This is a genomic window from Marinobacter daqiaonensis (assembly GCF_900115285.1).
GTDB classification, from domain to species: domain Bacteria; phylum Pseudomonadota; class Gammaproteobacteria; order Pseudomonadales; family Oleiphilaceae; genus Marinobacter; species Marinobacter daqiaonensis.
The window spans coordinates 69,924-93,919 of the sequence record NZ_FOYW01000002.1 but is presented as its reverse complement, the minus strand read 5'-3'; the positions used below and the strand labels follow the sequence as shown (position 1 = coordinate 93,919).

22 protein-coding genes are annotated in these 23,996 nt (G+C 61.3%); 5 read left to right on the top strand and 17 right to left on the bottom strand.

Annotated features, from left to right (window positions below):
• Positions 1-26: 26 nt before the first annotated feature.
• Positions 27-1,289, top strand: coding sequence for a 6-phosphofructokinase (locus tag BM346_RS13155; RefSeq protein ID WP_092013946.1), 1,263 nt, complete (start codon positions 27-29; stop codon positions 1,287-1,289).
• 63 nt (positions 1,290-1,352) lie between these two features.
• Here the strand turns inward: BM346_RS13155 and BM346_RS13150 are convergent, their stop codons facing one another.
• From BM346_RS13150 to BM346_RS13085, 14 genes are all read right to left on the bottom strand, one after another.
• Positions 1,353-3,020, bottom strand: coding sequence for a hypothetical protein (locus BM346_RS13150; protein ID WP_092013943.1), 1,668 nt, complete (start codon positions 3,018-3,020; stop codon positions 1,353-1,355).
• Positions 3,021-3,240: 220 nt separating this feature from the next.
• Entirely contained in the window at positions 3,241-3,480 is a 240-nt protein-coding gene (locus BM346_RS13145) for a GrxA family glutaredoxin (protein WP_092013940.1), read from the bottom strand.
• A gap of 153 nt (positions 3,481-3,633) precedes the next feature.
• A complete protein-coding gene (locus BM346_RS13140) occupies positions 3,634-5,034 on the bottom strand; it encodes an ABC1 kinase family protein (protein WP_092013937.1) in 1,401 nt (466 codons plus the stop codon).
• A gap of 59 nt (positions 5,035-5,093) precedes the next feature.
• Positions 5,094-5,771 carry a lipoyl(octanoyl) transferase LipB gene (gene lipB, locus BM346_RS13135; protein ID WP_092013933.1) on the bottom strand — a complete coding sequence of 226 codons (678 nt, stop codon included), beginning with the start codon at positions 5,769-5,771 and terminating at the stop codon, positions 5,094-5,096.
• 12 nt (positions 5,772-5,783) lie between these two features.
• A complete protein-coding gene (locus BM346_RS13130; RefSeq protein ID WP_092013930.1) occupies positions 5,784-6,053 on the bottom strand; it encodes an HP0495 family protein in 270 nt (89 codons plus the stop codon).
• Positions 6,054-6,084: 31 nt separating this feature from the next.
• Positions 6,085-7,248, bottom strand: coding sequence for a D-alanyl-D-alanine carboxypeptidase family protein (locus tag BM346_RS13125; RefSeq protein ID WP_092013927.1), 1,164 nt, complete (start codon positions 7,246-7,248; stop codon positions 6,085-6,087).
• A gap of 67 nt (positions 7,249-7,315) precedes the next feature.
• On the bottom strand, positions 7,316-8,209 hold the full coding sequence (locus BM346_RS13120; protein ID WP_092013924.1) for a septal ring lytic transglycosylase RlpA family protein: 894 nt from the start codon (positions 8,207-8,209) through the stop codon (positions 7,316-7,318).
• Positions 8,202-9,224 (bottom strand): lytic murein transglycosylase B, encoded by a 1,023-nt coding sequence (mltB, locus tag BM346_RS13115; RefSeq protein ID WP_092013921.1) that lies wholly within the window; start codon positions 9,222-9,224, stop codon positions 8,202-8,204. Before mltB ends, BM346_RS13120 begins: the two co-directional genes overlap by 8 nt.
• Before the next feature lie 71 nt (positions 9,225-9,295).
• Positions 9,296-10,438: a rod shape-determining protein RodA gene (rodA, locus tag BM346_RS13110; protein ID WP_227663013.1), complete on the bottom strand. Its 1,143-nt coding sequence runs from the start codon at positions 10,436-10,438 to the stop codon at positions 9,296-9,298.
• On the bottom strand, positions 10,435-12,321 hold the full coding sequence (gene mrdA / locus BM346_RS13105; protein ID WP_092013918.1) for a penicillin-binding protein 2: 1,887 nt from the start codon (positions 12,319-12,321) through the stop codon (positions 10,435-10,437). The genes rodA and mrdA overlap by 4 nt, the downstream gene beginning before the upstream one ends.
• 8 nt (positions 12,322-12,329) lie before the next feature.
• Positions 12,330-12,800, bottom strand: a complete 471-nt coding sequence (rlmH, locus tag BM346_RS13100) for a 23S rRNA (pseudouridine(1915)-N(3))-methyltransferase RlmH (RefSeq protein ID WP_092013915.1) — start codon at positions 12,798-12,800, stop codon at positions 12,330-12,332.
• A gap of 2 nt (positions 12,801-12,802) precedes the next feature.
• Positions 12,803-13,153, bottom strand: coding sequence for a ribosome silencing factor (gene rsfS, locus BM346_RS13095; protein ID WP_092014993.1), 351 nt, complete (start codon positions 13,151-13,153; stop codon positions 12,803-12,805).
• A gap of 92 nt (positions 13,154-13,245) precedes the next feature.
• On the bottom strand, positions 13,246-13,890 hold the full coding sequence (gene nadD / locus BM346_RS13090; RefSeq protein WP_092013912.1) for a nicotinate-nucleotide adenylyltransferase: 645 nt from the start codon (positions 13,888-13,890) through the stop codon (positions 13,246-13,248).
• A gap of 3 nt (positions 13,891-13,893) precedes the next feature.
• Positions 13,894-15,150, bottom strand: coding sequence for a glutamate-5-semialdehyde dehydrogenase (locus BM346_RS13085; protein ID WP_092013909.1), 1,257 nt, complete (start codon positions 15,148-15,150; stop codon positions 13,894-13,896).
• 237 nt (positions 15,151-15,387) lie between these two features.
• Between BM346_RS13085 and BM346_RS13080 the strand changes: the two genes are divergently transcribed.
• The 3 genes from BM346_RS13080 to BM346_RS13070 are packed head-to-tail and all read left to right on the top strand — an operon-like array spanning position 15,388 to position 18,844.
• A complete protein-coding gene (locus BM346_RS13080; RefSeq protein ID WP_092013903.1) occupies positions 15,388-16,401 on the top strand; it encodes a GGDEF domain-containing protein in 1,014 nt (337 codons plus the stop codon).
• The gene (locus BM346_RS13075; RefSeq protein WP_092014991.1) at positions 16,398-17,396 is read left to right on the top strand and encodes a GGDEF domain-containing protein; all 999 of its coding nucleotides are present in this window, start codon (positions 16,398-16,400) and stop codon (positions 17,394-17,396) included. The genes BM346_RS13080 and BM346_RS13075 overlap by 4 nt, the downstream gene beginning before the upstream one ends.
• Positions 17,396-18,844, top strand: coding sequence for a bifunctional DedA family/phosphatase PAP2 family protein (locus BM346_RS13070; RefSeq protein WP_092013900.1), 1,449 nt, complete (start codon positions 17,396-17,398; stop codon positions 18,842-18,844). The genes BM346_RS13075 and BM346_RS13070 overlap by 1 nt, the downstream gene beginning before the upstream one ends.
• Before the next feature lie 3 nt (positions 18,845-18,847).
• On the opposite strand, the gene BM346_RS13065 is transcribed toward BM346_RS13070, so the two are convergent.
• Complete coding sequence (locus BM346_RS13065) at positions 18,848-19,435, bottom strand: LON peptidase substrate-binding domain-containing protein (RefSeq protein ID WP_227663014.1); 588 nt, start codon at positions 19,433-19,435, stop codon at positions 18,848-18,850.
• A gap of 54 nt (positions 19,436-19,489) precedes the next feature.
• Complete coding sequence (locus BM346_RS13060; protein ID WP_092013894.1) at positions 19,490-20,737, bottom strand: HDOD domain-containing protein; 1,248 nt, start codon at positions 20,735-20,737, stop codon at positions 19,490-19,492.
• Between the two features lie 244 nt (positions 20,738-20,981).
• On the opposite strand from BM346_RS13060, the gene ilvD reads away from it, so the two are divergent.
• Entirely contained in the window at positions 20,982-22,817 is a 1,836-nt protein-coding gene (gene ilvD, locus BM346_RS13055) for a dihydroxy-acid dehydratase (RefSeq protein WP_092013891.1), read from the top strand.
• 53 nt (positions 22,818-22,870) lie between these two features.
• Here ilvD and BM346_RS13050 read toward each other — a convergent pair whose 3' ends face one another.
• A complete protein-coding gene (locus BM346_RS13050; RefSeq protein WP_092013888.1) occupies positions 22,871-23,944 on the bottom strand; it encodes an AI-2E family transporter in 1,074 nt (357 codons plus the stop codon).
• Positions 23,945-23,996: the final 52 nt, after the last annotated feature.

Sequence of the window (23,996 nt, the reverse complement as noted above, 5' to 3'; positions counted from 1 at the left end):
CAACCAGCAGGAGGCGCCAGCCCAAGATGGCCATCAAGAACGCGTTCTACGCCCAGTCCGGCGGGGTTACCGCCGTCATCAATGCCAGTGCCTGCGGAGTGATCGAAACCGCGCGCAAGCATCCCGAACAGATCGGCAAGGTCTACGCCGGACGCAATGGCATTATCGGGGCTCTCAGGGAAGAGCTGATCGACACATCCGAAGAGTCGGATGAGGCCATTCGCGCCCTCATGCACACCCCTGGCGGCGCCTTCGGTTCCTGCCGCTACAAGCTCAAGAACCTCACCGAGAACAGGCGGGAGTACGAGCGCCTGGTGGAAGTTTTCCGGGCTCATGACATCGGCTACTTCTTTTACAACGGCGGCGGCGATTCCCAGGACACGGCCTATAAGGTCTCGCAGATTGGCGACAAGATGGGCTACCCCATCACCTGTATTGGCATACCCAAGACCGTGGACAACGACCTGCCCTTCACCGACTGCTGTCCCGGTTTTGGCTCAGTGGCCAAGTACGTGGCGACATCCACCCTGGAAGCCAGCCTGGATATCAAGTCCATGTGCGAGTCCTCCACCAAGGTATTCATTCTGGAAGTGATGGGCCGCCATGCCGGCTGGATAGCCGCTTCGGGCGGTCTGGCGGGCAAGGGCCGGGATGAACCGCCCCATATCATCCTGTTTCCCGAAATTCCCTTTAACCGGGAAGCCTTCCTGGCACGGGTCGAGCAGTCGGTGAAAGATTACGGCTACTGTGTGGTGGTAGCGTCGGAAGGCGCCCAGTACGAGGACGGACGCTTCCTGGCGGACGCCGGTGGCAAGGACGCCTTCGGCCATACCCAGCTGGGTGGCGTTGCCCCCACCCTGGCGAACATGGTCAAGCAGGCCCTGGGCTACAAGTTCCATTGGGCGGTGGCTGACTATCTGCAACGCTCCGCCCGACACCTGTCCTCGGCCACAGACGTGGAGCAGGCCTACACGGTGGGTCAGCAAGCCGTGGAGATGGCCCTGGCCGGCAAGCAGGCGGTGATGCCCATTATCGTACGTGAGCAGTCCAAACCTTACCGCTGGCATATTGGCGAGGCGCCCCTGAGCGAAGTCGCCAACCAGGAAAAGAAAATGCCCATCCACTTCATTTCCGATGACGGCTTCAGCATCACCGATGACTGTCGTGAGTATCTTCAGCCACTGATCGAGGGCGAGGCCTTCCCGCCGTTTGAAAACGGCATTCCCAAGGTGGCACACCTTAGAAACGAGCTGGCACCCAAGAAGCTCAGGACCCCCTTCGAAGTCTGACCACAGGCAGCGACTGACTCCCGGCAGCACCTTGCCGGGAGCTTGCCACGACTATCCGGAGACTCAGCCGGCCGAACGGCCCCTTGAGTTCAGGTGGACCACCGCTGCCCCCTCCGGCTCAGCCTCCATCAGACCGGGATCGGAGCCAGGCCGGCTTCGGGCACCCTCCCCACCTTCCAGGAAGGGCACGACGAAGCCCATGATGGTTCCGCAGGTCATGGCAATAAAGACCTGGAGCAGCCATTGCGGCAGCACCACATCAAAGAGCGTCCAAACGCGGTCCACGCGCCCCAGCTCTTTACCAATGGCGTACACCAGCAGAGCGGCGAACGCCAGACCCGCAGCCAGTACGGCACCGTTTGCGAGGCCCCTGAGCGCTGGCCGGAAGCGGGTGAACAGCCGGGCATCCAGCAGATACGCAAACAGCATTGTGGCGGCGAAGGTCATTATCCGGTAGACCCAGGCCCCGGATACAAAGCGGGCCCAGGACTGTTGCAGGGCAGCAATCAGACTGCTGTCGCTGATAAAAAAGGATGCGAGGAAAGCCACCTGCAGGACCGCCGAAAGTCCCGTGGCGATCAATGCGGCCAGCAGGTAGCCGGAAAACGGGAGGGGTCTGTCAGCCGTGGCCCGGCACAGGGTGAAATAGGTCCGGCAGTATAGCGCGACCAGCATGGCAATGACGTAGGAAAGGGTGATCATGACGGGCAGCAGCAGTGCCCGGTGGGCCCGCATTTCGTCGCTTTGCAGGCCAAGGAAGATAGTCAGCATGCCAACCAGCAGCACCAGGAACGTCGCGACGATCTTGTCGTGGGAGAAGCCCGGAGCGGCAAAACGACCGGAATACGCAAAGCCGAACTCACGGATCCTCTGGAGACGGTCACCATTGGTATAGCAGCAACTCAGGATGGCCTGGCTCACGAAATCGCAACACTCGGCTATAAAGTCATCCAGCCCGGACTGGAAACTGTCTTCCATCCTCCTTGAGGCCTCGCGGATTTCCTCCACCTTCATATTTCCGTCAAGCCGGTTGTTCAGGTTGTAGATACCCACCCCTAGCTTGGTCAGGCGCTCGAAGGCATTGGTAAGACGCTGGTATTGACCCTCTCGCTCATGGAAGAACCCGGCAAACTGATGGTCGAGTCGCCACCGTTCGATGCGCTGGAGGCAGACGTACCCCTTTATCCAGCTGGACAGCAGGGGACTGCCCTCCATTTGCCGGAGGTCGGTCTCGGAAACGCCGTGACCGGCCAGAACCTTGTTAGCCTCCTGGCTCTCCTGTTCGCTGACCTGCAACGGCAGGGACTGCAATTCACGGCTGAATCTCAGTGCCTCGAAGGGTATCAGTGCCAGTCGGTGCAATACCTTGATGGCCCCGCGATCCACATTACTGACACCCGGAATGGTGCTGAGCACCTTGCACACAGCGACGGCACAGATCGTCAGGGTACCGACCCGGTAAAGATCGCTCTGCTGGTTAGAGAAGGAAAAGGCCGCAACCTCATCAGGGGAAAGACTGAAGGAACCGAGGACCTCAGGGAAGAATTTCAGCAACTCCGGGGCGAAAATCAATCCCAGGAAAACAGCCTGGTAGGCCGCCACATATACTCCGGCCGCTCCGTAATAGCGAAACGCCGTAGTCGTGCAGCGTATATTCTGGCGCTTGTTGAATCGCTCGAGTGCATGGACGGCGACAAAAAAGATCCCGATAGCAACAATCAGGAATTCCATGGCCCGCCTCCGGTCTTCGCCCTTCGCGACAGAAGACCACAGCATAGATCGAACCGAAACCACGGAAGCCTTTAAAAAATAAAGGTGTGCAGATTGCCGGAATTTCGTAGTGTAAAAAATATCGACACCACGAAGGCTACAGGAAGGCTTTTATCCTAAACGTGCCCTGATTATCCGGAAACCGCGGGTGCGGGAACAAGGCGTTTGCCGCAGGTGTCTTTCAGGTGCGGCTGGCTACATAGCGGGAAAACTCATCGTAGCCACCCACATAGTTGTCACCCACCAGGATCTGCGGAACCGTGCGGACCGGCCGGCCCAGCTTTTGGGCCACATCCTCCTTGGTGAGTCCAAGGGCCGGCATGTCGATGAATTCGTGCTCGAAACCCTTCTGTTCACACAGGTTGCGTGCCATGGCGCAAAAACCGCAACTCATGCGGCCATAGATTGTCACTTTTTCCAAGAATCACCTCCGGCGTCTGTTTTTCTGGATATAAAAACAGCATGACACCTCTGTCATCTGGTTCCAGTAAATGATTTGGATGGGGGCCATAGCCAGTCACGATGACGTTCCACCGACGGCTACCCGGAGCTGCATGGCGTCGAGGTCCCGTTTTTACCGGTCGCCGTAGAGAAACTTCCGGAGGAGCGTCTCACCGTTGAACTCAGCCCGCAGCACCGCGATGAACGTGTAGACCCCGATCAACTTGCGATTGAGGAAAACAAATTCCTTCGGCGGAACCTTGAAATAGCGGCTGACGGCGGAGCGGGCAGCTTCCCGCGCCACCCGGGAAGGCAGATCGCTTTCCTTCCAGCGGTACTGGCCCTTATCATTTACCGCATAATCCGGCCAGCTGTTGTTGGCGGGAGCCAGCGGCTCCAGAACCGACATGCAGACCTGTGCGAACTTGCTCAGCACTTCATCCGGCCAGTCCCGCTGCATGAAATTCAGTGCGATACCGCCTTCGATGACACCCTCCTCGTCCTGCTCATAGGAGGCGCGGATCATCTGAATCACAGGTGACAGGAACTCATCCGAATAGCTCTGTACCGCCCCGAAATCCAGTAGCACAATCTGGTCGTTGTCCGGATCAGCTCCGGGTTCACCGGCAAGCCGGATCCGGTAATTGCCGAAGTTCGGATCGGTCTGAATCTCGCCCCACTCAAAGAGCTCCCGGAAGAACAGTTCGAGAGCGGCCTCGCCCAGGCGGCTGCGACGATCAACGCTCAGCGCCCGGACCGCCGGAGACCCCACCGGGTGACCGTGCTCGTACGTTTGCGCAATGATATGCTCGGTGGAATATTCCATCAGCACGTGGGGCACTACGAAGCGCGGATCGTCAGCCAGCAGGGTGCGGAATTTTTCGGTGGTGGCAGCCTCCAGAGCGTAATCCACCTCCCGGTGCATCATCATCCGAACTTCTTCCAGCCAGTCGTTGAACTCAGGCCCGAACGACACAAGACGGGCCACCCGCAACATCTGGGCGACCGCGTCCAGGTCACTGTCCACTGCCTTTGCGACACCGGGATACTGGACCTTGAGCACCAGCTCAAGGTCGTCAGAACGTCTTCGGGCCCTGTGTACCTGTCCCAGGGAGGCAGCTCCGATCGGCTCGGGATCCACGTCAAGCTCCTGCAGCCGATCCGCGCCCAACTCCTCCTTCAGTACCTTTTCCACCGCCTGCCATTCCAGTGCCGACGTCTGGTCTTCGAGGGTATGCAGAGCTTCAGTCACCTCCTCCGGAAGGAAGTGCTCTCCGTAAAGCGCCATGATCTGACCAATCTTGACCACGCTCCCCTTGAGCTGGCCCAGCTCCTCCACCAGAAAGCGGGCCTGCTTGGACAGCATGGCCTTGTGGCGCTCTTCCCGCTGATCGGCGCTTGTCAGCCAGTTGGTGGCCATGTGGGAGGCAACCCGCGTGCCGGCGAACAGGCCGGCACGGGTCATGCTGAGCCGGCGCTCGAAGCTGCCGGTGCGGATACGGGAAACCGTTTTTCCGTTACGGGATCGGGACATGCATCACCTGACGTTACGGATTAACCGATCACGGGATCGGGCAGAATGCTGGTACCAGTTCAGGATGCTGGCTTTGGGCTGTCGCTGTCAAAGCCTGCGATACGCCGGGCACGGCCGGGGTCATGGCCCAAGGCGGTTGCGAGCAGACTGGTCAGGCGGTCTGACAGAGCCGGCAGAGTGGCAGAGGGCTCGAAATCGGAAACCTGGCACATGGGCATGCCCGCAAAGCCGCAGGGATTGATCCTTGAAAACGGTTCCATGTCCATATCGATATTGAGTGCCAGTCCGTGGAACGAACAGCCACGGCGCACCCGCAGCCCGAGGGAGGCAATCTTGGCCCCTTCGACATAGACACCTGGCGCGTCGGGCCGGGGGGCAGCGGTAATGTTGTGTTCGGCAAGCACCCCAACCAGGGATTGCTCGATAATATCCACCAGCCGGCGCACGCCCAGGCCGGCCCGGGGCAGGTCAACCATCAGGTAAACCACTAACTGACCTGGACCGTGGTAGGTGACTTGGCCGCCACGGTCGACCTGCACGACGGGGATATCGCCGGGCATCAGGATGTGCTCCGCCCGACCGGCCTGCCCCTGCGTATACACCGGAGGATGCTGGACACACCAGAGTTCGTCGGGGACCGAACGGTCCCGGGCGGCGGTAAAGGACTTCATCGCCTCCCAGACTATCCCGTAGGGCTGCAGGCCGAGCTCGCGGACAACCAGCGGATGATCAGTCATCGACGACGGTACCTAAAGGACCATATGGACGCGGCCACTGGCTTTGAGATCCTCGAAAAGTGCCTTCAGCTGCTGCTCACCGGTGGCCACAATGTTGAGCCGTACGGAGCTGAAGCGGCCATTGCGGCTATCAACTACCGAAATCCTGTCCGGGGACAGTCCCGGCGCATGCTCCTCCACGACTGTCACGACAAACTCGGCAAAGTCCGGAGCCGCGTCACCAATCACCTTGATGCTGTAGTCACAGGGGAACTCAATCTTCGGGGCTTTGGTATCGGTCATGACAAGGGCCCTTCCTCTCTGCTGCAAATCACTAGTTGAACAGCCCATGAAAGAACAGCTTGATGGCGTCGAACAGGCGCTTGAACAAACCACCCTCCGGCACGGCCTCCAGAGCCACAACCGGACGCTCGGCCAGCACCTTCCCCTCATAGCGGATGGTGACCGTTCCAAGCTCATCCCCGGCCTCGACCGGCGCCTTGATCACCGAGTCCACCTCCACCACGGACTCCAGGGCTTTCCGGGCGCCCCGGGGAATGGTCAGGATCATGTCCGCGGCCAGACCCAGATCGAGCTGATCCTTCTCACCACCCCAGACACGGGTCTCCAGCAGGCTTGCCCCGCCCTGGTAAAGGCTGACGCTCTCGTAATAGCGGAAACCGTAATTGAGCATTTTCTGGACTTCCCGGGCTCGGGCCTCGGTACTGTCCGCTCCCATCACCACCGCGATCAGGCGGTCCCCATCCCGCTCGGCAGACGCCACCAGGCAATACCCTGCCTCCTCGGTGTGGCCGGTTTTCAGACCATCAACAGAAGGATCACGCCACAGCAGGGAATTACGGTTAGGCTGGCGGATGTTGTTGTAGGTGAAGTGCTTTTCCGCATAGAGCGAATAGGTCTGGGGATAGTCATTGATGGTCGCGGCCGCGAGGATGGCCATATCGCGGGCAGTCGAATAGTGATCCGGGTCCGGCAGGCCGGTGGCGTTCTGGAAGCGGGAGTTTTCCATGCCCAGCAGACGGGCCTGCTGGTTCATGACGTCGGCGAAGGCCCCTTCGGAGCCGGCAACATGCTCGGCCAGTGCAACCGAGGCGTCATTGCCGGACTGTATGACCACACCCCTGAGCAGATCCTCCACGCTGACCTTGGTCCCTTCCTGCACGAACATCCGTGAGCCGCCGGTACGCCACGCATTGACGCTGATGGGGACCATCTCGTCCATTTCCAGCCGACCCTCGTCCAGCTCGCGCTCGACAATGTAGGCAGTCATCATTTTGGTCAGGCTGGCGGGTGGCAGCCGCTCGTCGCTGTTCTCTTCCATGAGCACCCGTCCACTGGCGGGATCCAGCAGGATATAGGAACTGGCACTGATCTGGGGCGGTGACGGGATCAGGACCTGCTGGCCCTGAGCCGCCATCGGCAGCCAGGCAAGCACTAGCAGTGAAACAAGGAATCGGCTTACGGTTCGACGGGTCATGAAAACATTCACATCTGGTTTTTGATCATTGATATAGCGCCCGGGCTGTGACCACAGGCACGCGAATTCAGTGGTTGTCAGTCAGCACCATGGCCTGGGGAAAACCTTCGGATGCGAGCCTGCGCAGCGCTTTCTCGGCTTCCGACGTGTCCGCAAAGGGCCCCACCTGAACCCGGTGGAACCGGCCCGACTCCGTGGTGACCTGACGAACCCGGACCGGGCTCTCCGTGCGCCCACGAAGCTCCTGCTCCAGTCTTCTGGCCGGTGCGGCATTACTGAACGAGCCCAGCTGGACGAACAGACCGCCCCGGGTCACGGCAGACGACGCCCCCTCCTGATCCGTTTCTTCCTTGGCGCTTCCGGCGAGCGGTCGCCAGGCCTCGCCCGCCAGGGTCATGGAACCATCGGAGTCCACGGTGATCGCTGCCACCTCCACCCGGGCCGTTCCCTGTGACAGGTATCCGAGCTTCTTCGCCGCAGCCCAGGACAAGTCTATCAGACGATCGCCGTGAAAGGGCCCCCGATCATTCACTCGCACTACCACGGAACGGCCATTGGCCAGGTTGGTGACTCGGGCGTAGCTGGGAATCGGCAGGCTCTTATGAGCCGCCGACATCTTGTACATATCGTAGATCTCGCCGTTTGAGGTGTGGTGGCCGTGAAACTTCTTGCCATACCAACTGGCGATGCCTCGCTCGACATAGCCGTCGGCGCTGCCACGGCTCATCACCCGGTACTGCTTGCCCCAGACGACGTAGGGTGACTTGTTTCCGGCGTTTCGGGGTGCCTCATAGCGGGGCGTGGCGTCCATCAGCCCCGTGATGTCCACATCCTCGGACGGACCTTTGTCCTGCTTCATGGTATAGCGGGCCGAATGATCCTTTTCAGGGGGCGCGCTTGCGCAGCCGGCGAGCACCAGGCCGCTCAGTATCAACACAATCAGCGAGGGCATCTTATTCATCGGTTTTTTCCTGAACCCCTGTCGACGCGGACCCGACCCTGGCGGGCCCGCTCAGTTCGTCCGCGAGTACCTTTACCGCCAGCCCGTAGAGATGACTGTGGTTGTAGCGGGTAATCACATAGAAATTATGGCACGTCAGCCACCACTGGGGGCCGTCGGCGCCCTGCACCATTATCATACGGGCCGGCTCATTGCCCGCCAGGTGGGTGGGCACGGAGACACCCGCCTGACGGTAATCCGAGACCGTGAAACGCGGCTTGAGTTCCCCCGACAACAATGATGGGGGCACCACAACTCCGTCATCCAGACGGAAGGCCACCGGCCCGCCGGGTTTCCACCGGTGCTCGGCGAAATAGTTGGCCACGCTGCCGATCGCGTCCACGGGGTTGTCAAAAATATCCACTACCCCGTCGCCATCAAAATCAATGGCGTAGTGGCGGTAACTGCTGGCAATGAACTGACCATAACCCATGGCGCCGGCATAGGAACCCTTCATGTTTCCGGGCTCGAACCCCTGCTCACGAACCATCAGGAAGAACTGTTGTAGCTCACTGCGGAAAAAACGGCTCCGCGGCGGATAGTCAAAAGCCAGCGTAGCCAGGGCATCGAGCACCCGGTAGGAGCCGCGGTAACGTCCATACCAGGTTTCCACGCCAATAATGGCAGCAATGATCTCCCGTGGTACACCATACTGGCGCTGCGCCCGCCTGAAGGCATCCTCGTACTCCTCCAGAAAAGCGATTCCCCCGGAGATCCGCTCCGGTTTGATGAAGATGTCCCGGTATTCATGCCATTCGAGGGTACGTTCAGCCGGGGAACTGATCCGTTCGATGACCTGCTCCTGCCGACGCGCCTCCCCGAGCCAGGCCCTCAGGCGATTCTCATCAAAGCCGTACTCACGGGTCATTTCCCGGACGAACGCTCGCGCTTCCGGATGCTCCCCATAACCGGCGCCCGCAGCAGTCGTGAAAATGCCGAGCAAGGTCAGAGAAACAGTGAGTTGCAAGAGGTTCATCAGGACACGATCAGATCAGTCGATTTGTCGCGAGCGTAGCACGCAGCCGGGACTCGTACCATTACCGGACATTACGCGGTGATCATCCGCCGATGGGTATGTATCGCCATCAGCACACCAAAGGCCGACATCAGGGTGACAATTGAGGTTCCCCCGTAACTGACAAGGGGCAACGGCACACCCACCACCGGCAGCAGCCCGCTGACCATGCCGATATTGACCACAATGTAAACAAAGAACGTCATGGTCAGGGCACCGGCCAGCAGACGGCTGAACGAATCCTGGGCGTTAACGGCGATGTAGAGGCACCGAAGTATGATCAGGAAGTAGACCGCCAGCAATATAAGCAGGCCGATAAACCCGAACTCCTCTGCCAGTACCGCGACAATGAAGTCCGTGTGGCTCTCCGGCAGGAACTCCAGGTGAGACTGGGTACCCTGTAACCATCCTTTTCCGCTCAGGCCCCCGGACCCGATGGCGGTGGTGGACTGGATAATATTCCAGCCCGCACCCAGCGGATCGCTCTGGGGATCCAGCAGGGTAAGCACTCGCTGCTTCTGGTACTCACGCAGGACAAAAAACCACATCAGGGGCGCGGCAACCCCCAGAAGCGCAACGAATCCGGTGATCAGCCGCCAGCTGAGGCCGGCGAAAAACACCACGAACATGCCGGCCCCCCCGACCAGAAGTGCGGTTCCCAGGTCCGGCTGATTGATGATCAGCGCCATGGGCACCAACACCAGGCCAAGGCAGACCGCCACATGCCGGAATTTCGGTGGCAGGTAATGGCGGGACATGTACCAGGCCGCCATGATCGGCACCACCAGCTTCATGATTTCCGATGGCTGGAATCGGGGCAGGCCTGGAAGATCCAGCCAGCGCTGTGCGCCTTTGGCACCCACACCCACCAGCAGCACCGCCACCAGCCCCGCCAATCCGGCGGCATAGAGCCACGGTGCCCAGCGACGATACACCGAAGGATCCAGCTGCGCGAACACGACCATCGCCACCAGAGCCACGGCGAAGCGAATCGCCTGGGACTTGACTGCCTGCACACTGGCATCCGCGCCACTGTAGAGGACAAACAGCCCTCCGGCGCACAGCAGCAGCAACAGCAACAGCAGAACGGGATCAAGGTGGACGCTGTGCCAGATACTTTGCGGCCGGTGCAGACGGCTGCTGGTCGCGTCCACGACGCCGGAACGGCCCATCATGGCGCGGTCCTCCGGGATTGACTGATGACTGACTGCTCCGGACTGAAATCCGTCAGCCAGGCATCGAACATGGCCCGGGCTACCGGTGCCGCCGTGCCACTCCCGCTGCCGCCATTCTCCACGATCACCGCCACGGCAATCTGAGGATCGTCAACCGGCGCGAAACCAATGAACAGCGCGTGGTCCCTGAGCCGCTCACGTACTTCCTCTTCTTCGTATTCCTCATCTTCCGCCAGGCTGAAGACCTGGGCGGTGCCGGTCTTTCCGGCCATTCTGTATTCGGCGCCCACAGCGGCTGCCCTGGCCGTTCCTCTTTCACCATGCATCACCTTCTCCATGGAATCGACGGCGTACTTCCAGTTGTCGGGGTTGCGCACGGATACCTTGTCCAGGTACTCAGGCTGGAGCACATCGGTCAGTTCGGTGTCGCCAGCGATATCCCGCAGCATTCGGGGCTGGGCCCACTCGCCACGGTTGGCCATGACCGCGGTGGCGGTCGCCAGTTGCAGGGGTGTCGCCAGGAAAAACCCCTGGCCGATACTCATGTTGACAGAATCACCCGGATACCAGGGTTCGTTGCGCGCACCCCGTTTCCAGTCCCGGGAAGGCAGCAGGCCGGGTAATGCCCCGCCCACGTCAAGCGCGGCCACGGCGCCAAAGCCGAAGTCGGAGAGATACTCATGCATGACGTCCACCCCCATCTCCACACCCAGCTCGTAGAAGTAGATATCACAGGACTGGGCAACGGCCTTGGTGCCGTCCACCCAGCCATGACCGCCCCGTTTCCAGTCCCGGTAGCGGCGGCCCGCTCCGCCGAGCTGGAAATAGCCCGGGTCCCAGATGGTATAATCACGGGTGAAGGTTCCGCTGTCGACGCCGGCCAGCAGGAGCATGGGCTTGATGGTGGAACCCGGTGGGTACTGGCCTCGCAGAGCGCGGTTGAACAGGGGTTTGTCGTAGGACTCACTGAGTTCCCGATAGGCTTCCACGCCGATGCCGGTAACAAAGAGATTGGCGTCGAAGCCGGGTACGCTTGCCAGAGCGATAATGCCGCCCGTCTCCGGCTCTATAGCCACGATGGCCCCGCGCCTTCCCTCCAACAGCTCGAAGGCTTTTTTCTGCAGCCGCATGTCGAGATGCAGGACCAGGTCCTCCCCGGGCACGGGGTTCTCCCGTTCCAGCACTCTCAGGGTTCTGCCCCGGGCGTTGGTTTCCACGTGTTCGTAACCGACCCGACCGTGAAGTTCGTCCTCGTACACCCGTTCAACGCCTGACTTGCCGATATAGTTCGTGCCGGCATAATTCACCGGGTCAATCTTTTGCAGTTCTTCCCGGTTGATGCGCCCCACATAACCCAGGGCATGGGCATTGAGTTCACCAAACGGGTAATGACGCACCAGTTCGGCACTCACCTCGACCCCAGGCAGCTCGTGGCGATGAACCGCCAGGCTGGCGATCTCTTCTTCCGTCAGATCGTAATGGAGCGGAAGCTCCTGGAAGGGGCGCCGGGGCTCACGCAGGCGGCGGTTGAAGTGCTCCATGTCCTCCGCCGAGATCGCCAGCAGTTCCCCGAGACGGGCCAGGGTCCGACCCATGTCGTCGACCCGCTCGGGAACCAGCGTTACGCTGAACACCGGCCGGTTTTCGGCAATGAGTACACCGTTGCGATCGTAGATCAGGCCGCGGGTGGGCGGCACCGACTGGACCTGGACCCGGTTACGGTCGGAGATGGTGGTATAGGTCTCGTGTTCGATCACCTGAAGCTGGTAGAACCGGCCGATCAGTATGAAGAACAACAGCACCACCAGGCCCAGCATCACCAGGGCACGACGCTGGAAAAGCCGCCGTTCCGCCGCGATGTCTTTGAATTCGCCCCAGGCCATGAACGCTCCTAAGCGCGGTGATAGGGATGGTTACGGGTAATGGACCAGGCACGGTAGAGTTGCTCGGCCAGAAGGATACGCACCAGCGGATGCGGCAGGGTCAGCGGGGACAGTGACCAGCACTGGTCGGCCCTGGCACGGCAGGACTCGTGGAGCCCATCGGGACCACCCACCAGGAAGCTCACGTCCCGGCCTTCCAGTTGCCAGTTCTCCAGCTGGCTGGCCAGTTTTTCCGTCGACCATGCATGGCCGCCAACCTCAAGAGCGATCACCCGGTCCCGGTCCCCTGCCGCTGTCAGGATGGCATCCCCCTCCTGTTGCATCAGACGGGGGATATCTGGGTTCTTGCCCCGGTGGGCCATGGTGATTTCGGTCAGGTCAAGGGGCAATTCCCGAGGCATTCGACGGGCATACTCCTGGAATCCCGCCGACACCCATCCGGGCATCTTCTGCCCGACGCAAATCAACTTCAGGCGCATGGTTATTCGCTGCCGGCGGCTCCCAGTCCAGGCGCGTCCCGCCACAACCGCTCAAGGTCGTAGAACTCACGGGCCGCAGGCATCATCACGTGAACCACAACGTCCCCCAGATCCACCAGGATCCAGTCACTGGTGGCGCCACCTTCAACGCTGGCGTCGCGGATGCCCCGCTCCTTGATGTCCTGGACCACGGACTCCGCCACCGACCTCAGGTGCCTGCTGGAGGTTCCGGACGCAAGAACCATGTAGTCGGTCACACTGGTCCGGTCGGTCACATCAATGACGCTGATGTCCTGGGCCTTCACGTCCTCCAACGCATTGATCACAATATCTTTGAGCTGTTCTGCCTGCATAATCATCCTGTGTCGTGCTCCGGCCTTTGCCGGAACCGGAATATGGGTATAGTGACAGTGTATCACCGATAACCTGGCCCGAGGTCAGAAAATCAGGCCTTCCGCCCCTCCCGGTAAAGGCCCCGGCGGCGGATCTGTTCAAGCACCGGATCCGGAATCAGGAAGCGCACTGAGCGCCCGTCCTCCAGACGCTGACGGATCCCGGTGGCGGATATGTCCAGCAGCGGTGGATCCATTTCCAGGATTCTGCCACAGGGCTGCCGGTGCAGGTCTGCCGGACTTCGGGTAACGCGCTCCGCCAGCATCGCCGCCGGTGCCGAGCCTTCCTCCAGTTCCGAACCGGGTCTTCGGACCAGAATAATATGGGCGAGTTCCGGAATGGTCTTCCATTCCCGCCACTTGTCGAAGCCGGCGAACGAGTCGGTGCCAACCACCATCGCCAGCGGCGCATCCGCACCCAGCTCTCCCCGCAGCTGCCGGAGGGTGTCCGCGGTATAGGACTGCCCCTCACGATCCAGTTCTCTTGTGTCTATCCGCAGACCTGGCTCGCCCGCCACCGCCAGCTGCAGCAGCTCAAGCCGGTCCTGACTGTTGCCGCCCGGCGTTCCCCGGTGGGGAGGGATATGGCTTGGAACGAGGTGAACGCTATCGACCGACAGACGCTCGCGAAGTTCAACGGCCACCCGGAGGTGACCGTGATGGATCGGATCGAAAGTACCGCCGTAAATGACGTGCATGGCTCAGCCCCGGGTGTGGCCGTCGCCGAACACCACATATTTCTGTGACGTCAGTCCCTCCAGACCAACCGGGCCCCGGGCATGAATCTTGTCAGTGGATATACCGATCTCGGCGCCAAGGCCATATTCAAACCCGTCTGCGAACCGGGTAGAGGCGTTGACCATGACCGAACTGGAGTCCACCTCGGTGATAAACCGGCGGGCACGGGTGTAGTTTTCAGTGATGATGCTGTCTGTGTGCCGGGAGCTGTAGCGATTGATATGCTCGATCGCCCCGTCGAGACCTGCCACCACCCGAACCGCCAGCACCGGCGCCAGGTATTCCTCGTGCCAGTCCTGCTCGGTGGCCGCGACCATGTCAGGCACAATCCCGCGGGAGGCATCACAGCCGCGCAGCTCCACCTCATGCTCACGAAACGCCCCTGCCAGCAGAGGCAGGATATCGTCCGCGATCTCCTCATCCACGAGCAGCGTCTCCATGGTGTTGCAGGTACCGTATCGCTGGGTCTTGGCGTTCACAGCCACCTTCAGGGCTTTTTCGGGATCGGCATGGGCATCGACATAGACGTGGCATACCCCATCCAGGTGTTTGATCACCGGTACCCGGGCGTCCCGGCTGATGCGCTCTATAAGCCCCTTGCCACCCCGCGGGACGATGACATCCACGTACTCGGGCATGGTGATCATCTCGCCCACGGCAGCCCGGTCCGTGATGCGGATGACCTGTACCGAGGCTTCGGGCAGACCAACCTCCCGCAAGCCGGCATTCAGACATTCGGCGATGGCCTGATTGGAGTGAATGGCTTCCGAGCCACCCCGCAGAATGGTGGCGTTGCCCGACTTGAGGCAGAGGCTGGCGGCCTCCACCGTTACATTGGGACGGGACTCGTAAATGATGCCGATAACCCCCAGCGGAACCCGCATCTTGCCTACCTGGATCCCCGAGGGGCGGTAGGTCATGTCCGTTATCGCGCCAATGGGATCCGGCAGGCCGGCGACCTGGCGCAGACCCTCGATCATGCCGTCAATACGCTCGGGAGTGAGCTCCAGCCGGTCGAGCATGGCCGGTTCCAGGCCGTTCCTGCGGCCGTTGTCGAGATCCTTGCGGTTAGCCTCGGCGAGGGCGTCGCGGGCACTGTCCAGGGCTGCGGCAGTGGCCAGCAATGCCTGATTCCGGGTCGCCGTGGACGACCGGGCAATGGCTGTCGCGGCCTGGCGGGCCTGGCGACCCACGTCCGCCATGTACGCTGCGATGTCCATGGTTATAGATCACTCCGCTTCTGGGATGGATTGGCTCGGATGGAAGCAATAAAAAACAGGGCGTTATTATGCCCGAGCCCGGCGAAATTGACACATTGATGTTATGATAACCGTCAGGGGTTCCAGGGTGCTACCCATGGAGTTCGGCCACAGGGGCCTGGTGCCGGACCACCAGTTCCAGTGCCCGGTCGAATCCCTGATCAGGTCACCGCAACCGGATTCAGAAAGGACGAAACCATGGCACAGGCCCAGAAGCCGGAGCGATTTGTACTGAGCCGACTGGCATGGCTTGGCTGTTTGCTCCTGATCGCACTGAGCCTGTTCAGCCTGCTCGCCGATCAGCCCGTGACGGCCCTCGCAGCGTTGCTAACCGCAGGCATTGTCTGGACCAGCCCGGCCCTCCCCCGTCACCGCCTGTCACGGCGATGGCAACTGGCCAATCAGCTGCTCGTGCTGCTTCTGACCATTGTTTTGCTGTCCGCCCTGTGGCTGGGTTCGGAACCGCTGAGATACTGGCTGTTCGCGCTCCCCCTGATCATTCTGGGATTGCTGCCACCACGGCTCGCGGTACCTTTGCTGGCCATCGTGCTGGTTGCCGCGCTGATTACCCTGGCTACCCTTCAGGGTGATCCCCAGCGCCACCAGATTATCGCCCCGCTGAGCCTTACGGCGCTTCTGGGCGGCCTGTTCTTTCTTCTCCGGGAGTACAAGACTCGTCAACTGGCGCCGCTCCGGCGCTCGGACGAACTAACCCAGGCCGCCAGCCGCGAATATCTGTCGTCGGACCTCTACAAGGAAATCCAGCGAAGCGAGCGGGAGGGCCTGGACCTGTCCGTGATCATGATCGGGCTTGACGCCCACCTCGCCGAGCCCTATACCGACGCCGACATCGTGGCCCTACTGCCACGTATCGGCCGCTACCTGCACTCCCGACTGCGGGAATTCGACACCTGGTATCGGGTCGCAGACCTGCAGTTCCTGATCATCCTCCCGGGTATTGCCACGGCCGATGCCAGCAAGCGGGCCGAGCAGATCCGCCTGGGGCTGATGGCACTCCTGGAATCCCACGACTTGGACGTCACGGTCAGCGCAGGTGTCGCCGGGCTGAATATCGGCGACGATGCCGATACCCTGCGGCATTCTGTTGCCAGCGCCCTGCAGAGCGCCCAGAAAAAGGGCGGCAACCGGGTCCAGACATGGAGCACCTGGAGCCACACGCCACCAGCCGAACCCCGGGGGATGGCCACATGACTGAAACCCGCCTGAGAACACTCACCAGCTTTACCGCTTACGGCCTGTGTGCCGTATTCTTCATTGCGCTGGCCGTCCAGAATCTGCGCTTTGGCTTCTATGAGCTGTTCTACCTGTCATCGGGCCTCGGAGCCGTGGCCGCATTCGGTGGCGCTTACACCCTGACCGTTCGTCACTACCAGCTGCGGGCCCGGGGCCACTTGCCGGCCCTCGCGCTGATGGGGCTGTTGCTGGTCACAACGGCCTGGCTCCAGACAATTGAAACCGCGATTTTCTGGTGCCTGCCGGTGTTGACGCTGGCCTTTCTGGTGCTGCCCCTGAAAGCCGCGCTGCAGGTCAGCGTGCCGTTGGTCTTTCTGCTGGCGCTGCAGATTGTTACCACCCTGCCCCCGGCATCGGCACTGCCCGTCGTGGTGGCAATGATTCTGCTGATGACCTGTGCCGGCCTGTCCAGCCGGCATTATAGCCACGTCGCCCAGTCCGCCGAGGACCTGGCCATCACCGATCCGGTCACGGGCGCCCATAACGCCCGCTACCTCGACGAAACCCTTCAGAAGGAAATCAGTCGGGCCAGAGTGACAGGACACCCGGTGTCGATACTCATGCTGGGCATTGACCACCACGACGAAGTGAAAGACCTGCTGGGCTCCAACCAGATTCAGGAGCTCTACCGTGGCCTGGCTGAGCACCTGTTTTCGCTGATCCGGGCCGGGGACACGCTTTATTTCCTAGGCGAAGGCCGCTTCTGCCTTATCCTCCCGTTCACTCCGGAGGAGGGAGCCCGGGTCACCAGTGAGCGGATCAGGCGCAGCATCGCCAGCGAGAACTGGCCCAGGGTCGCCCGGATCACCGTCAGTATTGGCGCCACGGCGCAGATCAGCCAGGAGACCCAGGCGGAGCGGTTGCGGCAGAGGGCAACCGATGCTCTCGACGAAGCCGCCCGGCGGGGACACGATTCGGTCTGGTTCTACACGGATTCGCGCCGGGTCGCCTGATGCAGGAAGCCATCCAGCCCCTGACCTCCTGGCTCTCGGCGAATCCCGGCTGGCTGACCACAGCCATTTTCCTGACCGCGTTGCTGGAGTCCCTGGCAGTCGCCGGCATCCTGATACCCGGGGTTGCGATTCTTTTTGCCTTTGCGGTGTTGGCCGGAAAGACCGGATTGCCGATACCGGAGATGCTCGCCTGGGCTGCCGCCGGCGCGATCACCGGAGACCTGGTCAGCTTCTGGGTGGGACGGCAGCTTCGCGGGAGGCTCCACCAGGTCTGGCCCTTTCGACGTCACCCCGCGCTGGTGCGCCGGGCCGAGAAGCTCTTTGTCTACCATGGCGGAAAGAGCGTTGTCATCGGCCGGTTCGTGGGTCCGGTGAGACCGGTCATTCCCATGGTTGCGGGTGCCTTCGGCATGCGAAGCCGGACCTTTGTCGGTTTCAACATCGCGTCGGCCGTGATCTGGGCCCCCTTCTACCTGCTGCCGGGTTATGCGGTCGGAAGTGCCCTGAAGGGTCCGGAGCCGATACCTCCCGGCCTGTACCTGCTGGCTGCCGGAGCGACGGTGGCCCTTCTGATGGCTTACCTGCTGTTCTTCCGGATACAGCTTGGCCTTCGCAGCCGCAGCCCACTGTATCGCTGGCTGGAGCGAAGGATGGCAAGCTACAACTCGACTCATCATCTATGGCGCCGGTTCAGCAGTGATCGTCCCGACAGTGGTGGTGAGTTCCCGTTGGCGTCCATCAGCCTGGCACTGGGCGGCATTGGCGGCTTCATCCTGTGGGGCATCCTCAGCCAGGCCACTACTGTCGTCGTACCTCTGGACACCTATTTCCATGACCTTGTGGAGGCATTGCGCTCTCCGCTGACTGACCCCGTAGCCATCGCACTCACCCTGGCGGGCGACCCTGCCGTACTGACTGCGGGGACACTGCTGATGGCCGCAGCTTTGCTGTTCCGGGGATTCTACAGCGCGGCCATCCATCTGATCGCCGCCCTGATACTCACTTCCCTGACGGTGACCCTGATCAAAGCCAGTCTTGCGGTGCCACGACCGGAACTGGTGAGTATGCCACCCGGAAGCTACGCATTCCCCAGTGGTCATGCCACCGGAATCACGGTCTTCCTTGGAGTCGCCGCCGCTTTCGTTGCCCGGGAGTGCCCGCCGGCGCGGCGCTGGCGGATATACCTGGCTTTCAGCGCACCTATGGTGCTGGTGGCCTTCAGCCGGGTCATGCTCGGTGTTCACTGGTTCTCCGACGTGGTCGGTGGCGTGCTGCTCGGCCTCGGCCTGTGCGGTCTGATCCGGGCGAGCTATAGCCGTCGCGACCGTGACCCCCTGTCACCGGACCTGGCCACCGCCGTGGCCGTGGTGCTGTGGCTGGTCTTTCTTGCGGTCTATCTTTGGCTGCAGTGGCCCGAGGCCAGCCAGGCGTACAGCCTGATGAAATAGGGACTACTCCATGGCATCCAGCAGGTCCCTTAGGCGGGAGAGCCGCTCCAGCGGCTCCTGGATCTCGATCAGGCGCTGTTTTTCCTGGCTGTCCAGGGGCAGCAGTTCAATCAGGCGCCAGCCCACCTCCCGCGCACTGGAAAAGTCCACGCTCATATCCAGATTGTTGATTACCGGGTGCCTCAGCAGCGCCTTCAGTACTGACGCCAGTTCGGAGCAGGCGGCCGGGATGGCTGCTTCCGGTTCTTCCGGCAGGCGCTCCGCATCGCCCAGATTCAGGCCATCCGGCGCCTTCCAGCTGCGGGTAACGACCACTTTCCAGAGTCCCTCGGCGGTGATTCCCAGGAGCCCGTTGTCAAGCTGCTGGAAATCGATGATGCGGACATAGGTGCCGACGTCGTAAAACACGGCACTTGAGCCGGTCTCATTGCCCTCTCTGAGCAGAAGAACGACGAAGCCACGACCCTCCCTCATGCAGGTCGCAAGCATGTCCAGATAGCGGGGCTCGAACAGCTGCAGCGGAATGCGTCCGCCCGGCAACACGGTTGCGCTGAGTGGAAAGAGGGGCACATGATCCAGCGAATCAGTCACAATAGCGTATCTCCAGAGAAAAGCGTGTTCGGCCATGGCCGCGGCCGATACCGGTCATCGAGCCGCCAGCAGCTGTTTGAGCTCATCCAGACGTTCGCGAGCCGCAGCCAGGAGCTTGAGGCTGCGGGAGGCGGTCAGCTCCAGCTCGCCCAGGCGCCGATAGGCGGGCACCTGAGCGAACTCCGGCAGCCCTTCATTGCGGGACGAGGAAACCCGGGAATGGAGTCGCGACACAATTACCAGATCCACCAGTTGCGGCGTCTCGGCGCGGCATTCGTAGAACCAGTCATCCCCATGGCGTGCCGCCTCTACAAAGGTATCGGGAAAGTGCCATTTTTCCAGAATAGCGGCGCCAATATCAGCCTGAAGATCCGCAATGGCCTTCTCAAGCTGTCGTGGACTGGCCAGCAGGGCGGGGTGATGTTCGGCCTGGACCAGCACTGGCACAGCGCCGATGCCATGAAGCAGTCCCGCCAGCAAGGCCTCTTCCGGCTCAATGCCTGATGTAGTCTCCGCCAGAACATAGGCCAGCGCACCGACATTGCGGGACTCCTGCCAGATCCGGTCCATGGCTTTCTGCAGTTCGGGGTGGCGACTGCGGAATACCTCCCGCATGGCGAACACCGTCACCAGCTGGCGAGTGGTTTTCACCCCCAGGCGCACGACCCCGTCCCGCACATTGCGGATATCGCTGAAGCCCCGGTACAGGGCGCTGTTGCAGGAGCGGATAATCTTGGCGGCCATGGCCGGATCGGCGGTAATGGCCTGGCTGATCTGCTCTGCGGTGCTGTCCTCCCGGTCCGCAAGCCGGCGAACCTTCCAGGCCACGTCCGGCATACTGGGCAGGCTCACCTGATTGGAGCGGAGCTCGGCATAGAAGCCCATCATCAGCCGGTGCGCCTCATCGGCATCGGCATCCACCTCCCCCTGATCGGTCTGCGCCAGGGGCGCGGACCTGAGCAGCTGATTGAGCAGAGCCTGTTCAATGATCAGGAACTGACAGGGACGAACAGCGGTTACATCGAACATCCTCGGCTGCAGGCGCGCCACGGCGGTAGCCGCTTTTTCGGTGCCGCCCTCGAGTATGGTCCGGCGACCGTCAGCGGATGACAGCTCCACGGACCCGTCGAGCAGGTAAAAGTCCATCCCGTCACGTCCTCCCCGCTCGAGAATCTTCTGGCCCGGCCGGTACACTCTTCGCTCGGCGCGGTTTACCAGGATCACCAGCTGGTCATCGGTCAGTCGGTTTAACGGTTGGAACTCTCTGAGGCGGCTCAGGGCCAGATTTTCACGAGCGGACATCGACAACTCCCTGTTACGGACTGCGCAGGCCAGTGGGCACGATCCCGCACTGGCCTCCGAACGGCGAAGGGGTCCCGGCGATAAACCTCCCAGTACGGACGGCAGACCGGTCACACCCGTTTTGTGACGTATTGTAAACGCCGACCGGGAAAACAGCCATGCGCACTGACGTGAATCTGGTATCCTCAAGCGTTTGACTCCAGGGAGCCCTCCCTGGCCCTGATCACGATAAGAGATTGAGCCCATGCCAGAGTATCGTTCACGAACCTCCACCGCCGGCCGTAACATGGCGGGCGCGCGGGCATTATGGCGCGCCACCGGGATGAAAAACGAGGATTTCGGCAAACCCATCATTGCCGTTGCCAATTCGTTTACCCAGTTCGTGCCTGGCCATGTCCACCTGAAGGATCTCGGCCAACTGGTGTGCCGGGAAATAGAGGCCGCCGGCGGCGTCGCCAAGGAATTCAATACCATTGCGGTGGACGATGGCATCGCCATGGGCCACGACGGCATGCTGTACTCGCTCCCCTCCCGGGAAATCATTGCTGACTCCGTGGAATACATGGTCAATGCCCATTGCGCCGACGCCCTGGTGTGCATTTCCAACTGCGACAAGATCACCCCCGGCATGTTGATGGCCGCCATGCGGCTGAACATCCCCACGGTTTTCGTCTCCGGTGGCCCCATGGAAGCGGGCAAGACCAAACTCTCGGAACACAAGCTGGACCTGGTGGACGCAATGGTCATCGCCGCCGACCCCAGCGCCACCGATGAACAGGTGGCGGAGTATGAGCGCAGCGCCTGCCCCACCTGCGGTTCGTGCTCCGGCATGTTCACCGCCAATTCCATGAACTGCCTTACCGAGGCCATTGGCCTGGCTCTCCCCGGCAACGGCTCGGCGCTGGCAACCCATGGCGACCGGGAACGACTGTTCCGATGGGCGGGGCGCCAGATTGTGGAGAATACCCGGCGCTATTACGAGGGCAACGATGCCAGCGTGCTGCCGCTGAGCATCGCATCCATGGCCGCTTTCGAAAATGCCATGACCATGGACATCGCCATGGGCGGCTCCACCAACACCATCCTGCATCTGCTGGCAGCGGCCCAGGAAGGCGGTGTCCCGTTTACCCTCAATGAAATCGACGAGCTGTCCCGCAAGGTGCCACAGCTGTGCAAGGTGGCACCAAACTCTCCGAAATATCACATGGAGGATGTGCACCGGGCCGGCGGAATCATGGGCATTCTCGGTGAACTGGCGCGGGGCGGCCTGATCCATACCGACCTGCCCACCGTCCATAGCAGAACCGTGGCGGAAGCCCTGGAAACCTGGGACATCATGAACAACCCGACGCCCGACGTGGTGGAGTTTTACAAGGCCGGACCGGGGGGCATCCCCACGCAGCAGGCTTTCAGCCAGAATACACGCTGGCCCTCACTGGACGGCGACCGTGAAAACGGCTGCATCCGCTCCGTGGAGCATGCCTATTCCCAGGAGGGGGGGCTGGCCGTGCTGTACGGAAACATTGCCGTGGACGGCTGCGTGGTGAAGACCGCAGGTGTTGACGAGAGTATTTGGGTATTCGAGGGCCGCGCCCGGGTTTTCGAGAGCCAGGACTCGGCGGTTGAAGGGATTCTCGGCGATCAGGTGAAGGCCGGCGACGTGGTCATCATCCGCTACGAGGGCCCCAAGGGAGGTCCGGGTATGCAGGAAATGCTCTACCCCACCAGCTACCTCAAGTCCAAGGGCCTGGGCCAATCCTGCGCCCTTCTGACCGATGGTCGCTTCTCCGGTGGCACTTCGGGCCTCTCCATCGGCCATGCCTCACCAGAAGCCGCCGCGGGTGGTGCCATCGGTCTGATCGAGGATGGCGACCTGATTCGCATCGACATACCAAAGCGGACCATCAACGTGGAAGTGGATCAGCATGAACTGGATCGCCGCCGTCAGCGGCGCGATGCGCAAGGATGGAAGCCCGCAGAGCCCCGCATCCGCAAGGTGTCGGCTGCCCTCAAGGCTTACGCCCTGCTGGCCACCAGTGCCGACAAGGGAGCGGTGCGCGACCTCAGCAAACTGGACTGAGGGACCGGCATGGACCCCCACTGTTTCAGAGCGGTGGGGGCATGCCTTACGAATTACTGATCGGCCGCCGGGTCCACAGGCTCCTGTTCACCGAATTCCCGGATGAAAATCCCCCAGACCGACATGAAAAGAGCGGCCACCAATGGCCCCATCACGAACCCGTGTATGCCGAACATCACCAGGCCGCCCAGCGTGGATAACAACACGACATAGTCCGGCAATTTGGTGTCCCGCCCCACCAGAATGGGCCTGAGAATGTTGTCCGCCAGGCCGATCACAATAGCGCCAAACGCTGTCAGGATTCCTGCGGAGAGATAGTCGCCAATGGCCGCCAGGTAGATCGCCGCGGGCACCCACACGACGGCGGCGCCGATAGCGGGCAACAGGGAGAATATGGCCATCACCACGCCCCACAGCAAAGCACCGGTAATGCCCAGCATCCAGAAGATGGCGCCGCCGAGGGCGCCCTGAATAATGGCAATCAGAAGATTGCCCTTGACCGTCGCCCGGGTCACTTCAGCAAACTTGGCAAACAACAGCCGCTCTCTCTCATCTCCCAAAGGCAGTGCCTGAATCAGCAACTCCACCAGTTTGTGGCCATCCCGCAGTAGGAAAAAGGCCAGGTAAATCATCAGTGCCAGGTTAAGTACGAACTGAAAAGTGTTCTGGCCAAAACCGAAGGCCTGCTTGGCCAGGAACTGGCTGATACCAGCTATACCCGAGGCCAGGCGGTCTCTGAGCGAGCCAAAATCCAGGCCGAACTGGGCCAGGAAGGCCTCTATGGCCGGGAAGGACTCATTGACCCGGTCCAGGTATTGCCCTGGCTGGATGTCTCCCTCCTGGATCTGCTCATAGATCATCAGCCCTTCCGCCACCAGCGATGACACCAGCACGATCACCGGAATAACCACGATGATTATGCAGATAAAAAGGGTAATGAGTGCCAACGTGTTGGGGTGGTCACCGAGACGATTACCCAGCCGCAGTCTCACCGGATGAAAAATCAGGGCGATAGCCACTGCCCAGAAAATGGGGCCAAAAAACGGCTTGAGGAGCAACAGGAAGGCCAGTGACACCAGCAACAGGCTGGCCAGGAATGTCCAGCGCTCCAGGCTTTCGTACCTCATGACAGGGGCATCCTTTCTCGATGGATTGACTGAACCCGATCAGGTCCCGGGG